The following is a 2,106-nucleotide window of genomic DNA, read 5'->3' as shown; positions in this document are numbered from 1 at the left end:
CTTTTTTTAATAATCATCAAAAGAATTTGAATTTTAATGATGTAACTAATGAGATTATTAATTTTGTTAGTAAATATCCTAACAGTAGATATAAACTAGCAATTGGAAGTGATTCTCAAGTTAAGGTTGGCTATACAGTTTATATATCTGCAATTATAATACATCGAATTGGAAAGGGAGCTAAAGGTTTTGTTACAAAAAAAATAGTACCTAGAGAGATTAATAACTTAAGAGAAAAAATTTTTATTGAGGCTTCTATGACCCACAAAATAGCATCTATGTTTACTTTAGATTTTTTTGAAGATGTAATGGATATAATTATACCAAATATTAAAAAAGGTGCAGATTTCAAATATGAAATACATGTGGATATAGGTAATAATGGAGAAACAAGAAAGTATATTAAAGAAGTAGCAGGATATTTTGCAGGACTTGGATTTGAAACTAAAATAAAACCAGAAGCTTATGCAGCTTCGTCCTATGCAAATAAATATACAAAATAGAGTGACAGGTTTAAGTCTGTCACTATTTTTATTTTATAACAATTTAAAATACCTATTACTATTTAGCAATATATAAGCACATTGAAATGTTTAAAGGCGATAGAAAGGGATATTTAACATAAGCATAGAATATATAAAAAAGGTTATATACTGTAAAAAGCTATTTAAAGGGTTAAGGGGAGTGGTAAAATGATATGTTTAATATGTGGAATGAAAGTGACTTCAAGGAGTTTTGATTTTAATAAATACTCATTTATCGAAAAAAATACAGAACAAGAGATAATAAATTGTCCATTTTGTGGAGTAAGTAAGGTTTATTTGGATAATCAAAAGAATGTATATAATGTAGAAAAAAGTTTGCTAGATAAACAGACAATTAAAATATTAGATAATGCAATGAAATTAGAAGTGTATAATGGAGAATTTTATGAAGAAGCTAGCAAGCTAGCTAAATCTGAAAGTTTAAAAAAGATGTTTAAAGATTTAAGTAACATAGAGTTTATGCACGCTAAAGTCCATAAAAGATTAGGAGGTTTTAGTGAATTACCTAAACTACATAAACCAGATTATACTAGGCATAATACCGATAAGTTACTACTTGAGGAAGCAAATAAACGCGAAGAACACGCCGTTTTATTTTATATGAGAAATATGAGTAAAGTGTCAAGTGAAATAGTTAAAAAGGTTTTTAAGGCATTGTCTGAGGTAGAAAAACAACATATTGATTTAACAAATAAATAATGTTTATAAAAAGAGTTTATAATAGCTAAAAATGCTCTTTTCTAAATCATAATTAATTTTGAGGTTAGAAAAGAGCATTTTTAGTTTAAATATATGTAATTCTACATAATCAAATTAAAATTTTATAACTTCATTTCTTTAATGTCATCATCAATAATCAATTCAGCCTCAGTGTTACTTATAACTTCTTCAATACTTACATTAGGTGCAATTTCTTTTAATATTAAACCTTCATCTGACACTTCAATAACTGCTTTATCTGTAACTATAAGGTTAACTACATTAGCTGCTGATAGAGGAAGCGTACATTTTTTTAGTATCTTAGGATTACCTTTTTTATCTGTATGAGACATAGCAACTATGACTTTTTTAGCACCAACAAGCAAATCCATAGCGCCACCCATACCAGGTACAAATTTATTAGGTATCTTCCAATTGGCTATATTACCTTCTTGGTCCACCTCTAAAGCTCCTAATACAGTCGCATCTACATGACCTCCTCTTATAATAGAGAAAGAAAAGGATAAATCGAAAGCTGATGCACCTGGAAGCATTGTAATAGGTTCTCCACCTGCATTAGCTAAATCTTGGTCAGCTTCATCCTTACTTGGTTTTGGTCCAAATAATAATCCTCCATTTTCAGTTTGTAAAATAACATTTATCCCCTCAGGTATATAATTAGCAGATGCAGTAGGAATTCCAAATCCAAGATTTACAACCATACCATCTTTGAATTCCTTAGCTACCCTTTTAGCTATTAATTCTCTACTATTCATATTGTAATCCCCCTTCATTTAAAGCCTTTTTAGCTCGTTGCAGAACTCTACAACTCGCATAAATACTGCATTTTATTTATTTAAAT

At 28.7% G+C, this 2,106-nt stretch carries 3 protein-coding genes; 2 read left to right on the top strand and 1 reads right to left on the bottom strand.

Going from position 1 to position 2,106, the window contains the following annotated elements:
• Both L21TH_RS00340 and L21TH_RS00335 read left to right on the top strand, forming a co-directional pair.
• Nucleotides 1–503: ribonuclease H-like YkuK family protein (locus L21TH_RS00340; protein ID WP_034428817.1), on the top strand; the 503-nt coding region annotated here is incomplete at its 5' end.
• A 189-nt stretch (nucleotides 504–692) separates the two neighbouring features.
• Nucleotides 693–1,244 carry a ferritin family protein gene (locus L21TH_RS00335; RefSeq protein WP_006305624.1) on the top strand — a complete coding sequence of 184 codons (552 nt, stop codon included), beginning with the start codon at nucleotides 693–695 and terminating at the stop codon, nucleotides 1,242–1,244.
• 122 nt (nucleotides 1,245–1,366) lie between these two features.
• Here the strand turns inward: L21TH_RS00335 and L21TH_RS00330 are convergent, their stop codons facing one another.
• Nucleotides 1,367–2,020 carry a 3-oxoacid CoA-transferase subunit B gene (locus tag L21TH_RS00330; RefSeq protein WP_006305623.1) on the bottom strand — a complete coding sequence of 218 codons (654 nt, stop codon included), beginning with the start codon at nucleotides 2,018–2,020 and terminating at the stop codon, nucleotides 1,367–1,369.
• Nucleotides 2,021–2,106: the final 86 nt, after the last annotated feature.

Origin of the sequence: Caldisalinibacter kiritimatiensis, from assembly GCF_000387765.1 — a bacterium.
Taxonomy (GTDB): Bacteria; Bacillota; Clostridia; order Tissierellales; family Caldisalinibacteraceae; genus Caldisalinibacter; species Caldisalinibacter kiritimatiensis.
This window is presented reverse-complemented; position numbering and strand designations above follow the sequence as displayed.